3 protein-coding genes are annotated in these 2,050 nt (G+C 50.3%); 2 read left to right on the plus strand and 1 reads right to left on the minus strand.

Annotated features, from left to right (window positions below; all coding sequences use genetic code 11):
• Positions 1-314 (plus strand): ribose-5-phosphate isomerase A (locus CAGGBEG34_RS09235; protein ID WP_042688519.1); only part of this gene is annotated, 314 nt, incomplete at its 5' end.
• Positions 315-392: 78 nt separating this feature from the next.
• Here the strand turns inward: CAGGBEG34_RS09235 and CAGGBEG34_RS09240 are convergent.
• Positions 393-974: a superoxide dismutase gene (locus CAGGBEG34_RS09240; protein WP_006683357.1), complete on the minus strand. Its 582-nt coding sequence runs from the start codon at positions 972-974 to the stop codon at positions 393-395.
• Positions 975-1,078: 104 nt separating this feature from the next.
• Here CAGGBEG34_RS09240 and CAGGBEG34_RS09245 point away from each other — a divergent pair.
• Positions 1,079-2,050: hypothetical protein (locus tag CAGGBEG34_RS09245; RefSeq protein ID WP_158641872.1), on the plus strand; the 972-nt coding region annotated here is incomplete at its 3' end.

A 2,050-nucleotide genomic window follows, 5' to 3' on the forward strand; every position in this document is an offset into this window, starting at 1 on the left:
GCCGCTTTGCATTGCCCGTTGAGGTTGTACCGATGGCATACGCCATGCTCAGCCAGCGCTTCGCGGCGCTCGGCGGCACGCCAAGGCTGCGCTGTATGCCAGATGGTGCGCCGTATTTGACTGACTATGGTAATCAGGTGCTGGATATCGCAGGTTTGAAAATGGAGGCGCCGCCCGCGCTGGAGCGGGAACTCAGCGCCTGGCCCGGGGTCGTGACCGTTGGCCTGTTTGCGCAGCGGCGCGCCGATGTGTGTTTGCTGGGCGTGCCGGAGGGTGTAAAGACCATTACCTATAGCCAAGCGACTTTAGTCTGAGACAAGGAAGCAGCCGCGAAGACAGTATGAGCAATACGGCGAGCGGCGATGACGCAGTATCAGACTAAAGTCGCTTGGCTAATGATTAAAATTCTGCTCAGCAAACGCCCAATTCACAATATTCCAGAATGCTTCAATGAATTTCGCGCGCGCGTTGCGGTAATCGATGTAATAGGCATGCTCCCATACATCGAGCGTGAGCAGCGGCTTGGCCGCAGTGGTCAGCGGCGTGCCCGCATTGCTGGTTGACGCCAGATCAAGCGAACCGTCCGCCTGCCTGACCAGCCAGGCCCAGCCAGAGCCAAAAGTGCCGAGCGCCAGTTTTGTGAACGCCTCTTTAAAGCTGTCATACGCGCCCCATTTACGCTGAATTGCATCGCCCAGCGCGCCGCCGGGTGAAGGCGCGCCCTGTGGCGTCAGGCAATTCCAGAAAAAGCTATGATTCCAGACTTGCGCGGCGTTGTTAAAAATCGGCCCGGACGCTTTTTTGATGATCGCCTCAAGCGGCAAGTCTTCAAATTCAGTGCCTGGAATCAAGGCGTTGAGCGTGGTGACATAGCTTTGATGATGCTTGCCGTAGTGATATTCAAGCGTTTCCTCGGAAATATGCGGCGCAAGCGCATGTTTGGGGTAGGGCAGATCGGCTAAGATATGTGTCATCAGGCGGCTTCCTTAAGAGATGAATAGAAAATTGGAAGTATAGCTTTTCGAAATCCACTATATATTAAAAAATCGTGCACGCGGCCAGAGTCAATGGAATTGATATGTTTACAAGCATGTTTTATATTAACCCAAACATTCCTCAGGAGACCGAATATGCTTATCTGAATTCGGCTGAGAGTCAGGGTCATCAGAACTCTATACGGGGGCCACAAGGTGTAACGGGTCCCATTCAGAGCGATGTATCTCCAATCCCCTTTAATAACATCGAAGCGCTGGTCGATCGTATGAATGGTATTTCTCAAGCTTGTAAAAATGCATTAAAGCGCAAGTTTCCATCGATGAAACTCTATGACTGCAAGAGCTTAAACGATTCTCTAGACCAGGTTGCTGAGAACATCCGTCTAAAAGAGCGCTACCTCAAAGCACCCATTTATTCCAGGAGAGACCAGACATATTTCAAATATTCTCCTGATAAGGTTGGGCAGTATTTCCAAACAGGGCGGATCCAAAATTCAATCAAAGAAGAGTTGCAATGGGTGCCCAGAGTCTTTAATTTGCTTTTGGATAATCCGCGCGTTCAAAGGATGGACGAAGGGGCAGGAAATGACTATGGGCGTGTTGCATATTGCTGCCTTGCAAAGCTTCTATCTGACATCAATACCTGGAGCGGGGGGCGTCTGCAAACAGAGGTGCGGAATTTTTGCGAGAAAGCATATCCAAAAAACTCGGATGGGTCTCCTCTATCGGACTCCGACATCCAGTCACTTAAATTTACACACGGGCAGTGCAAATTCTCTATAAACCGGAAAGCGGCAGATACTTCTTTAGTACACATGCCAGTAGACGACGCCCTCAATAGAGAAGCGGCTGATTTTGTCAATTTCGTAATATATCGAACAGAGAAGCTTCGCATTCGTCTGGCGGGCTATGTGAACGTCTCTAAACTCATCCCCAAAGAGCCGGAGAATGAGCATGGATTGATCGATACCTCCTTTGGACCCGTTCAAGAGGAGATTTCCTCCAGGGACACGGATCAATACGATACGACGGACGATACCATCACAGTGAAAGGT

The organism is Candidatus Glomeribacter gigasporarum BEG34 (genome assembly GCF_000227585.1).
Lineage (GTDB): Bacteria > Pseudomonadota > Gammaproteobacteria > Burkholderiales > Burkholderiaceae > Glomeribacter > Glomeribacter gigasporarum_B.

Excerpts from the sequence above, each read along its gene's own strand:
- CAGGBEG34_RS09240 (WP_006683357.1), bottom strand. The coding sequence starts at position 974 with ATGACACATATCTTAGCCGATCTGCCCTACCCCAAACATGCGCTTGCG.